Source organism: Mycobacterium simiae (assembly GCF_008370645.1).
In the GTDB taxonomy this organism is placed as follows: Bacteria; Actinomycetota; Actinomycetes; order Mycobacteriales; family Mycobacteriaceae; genus Mycobacterium; species Mycobacterium simiae_A.
Map to the genome: position 1 here is coordinate 1 of NZ_VTZN01000609.1, position 312 is coordinate 312.

General features: G+C 64.7%; 1 pseudogene. It reads left to right on the forward strand.

What is annotated here, in order from left to right:
* Window positions 1–158: 158 nt before the first annotated feature.
* Window positions 159–245 (forward strand): annotated as a pseudogene (locus tag F0Q45_RS27085) (sensor domain-containing protein); the annotation flags it as partial.
* Window positions 246–312: the final 67 nt, after the last annotated feature.

Genomic DNA, 312 nt, shown 5'->3' on the forward strand with positions numbered 1-312 from the left:
GGGCTGAAGCCGCATCCAGTCATTGGGGAAACCATCAAGCGGGTGCTCCTCGACGACGCGGCGCTGGCGAAGATCGTTGATCAGTCCTTGGTGGCCAAGCCGGCATTACCGCCGCGGTTCGGCGGTTCTGAGATGCTGCAAAGCGCTGCGCACAGCGCCCGTCGGACCACGGGACAGCCGATATCAACACCAGCGCCATCGACATCGCGCACGCCATGATGGACAGGGTCAGCACGCTGAGCTGAGCCTGTCCCGCAGCCTATGCGGGCGCGTTGGCCGGCTGGAACATTCCCGAGCCGTCGGCTTCTTCCT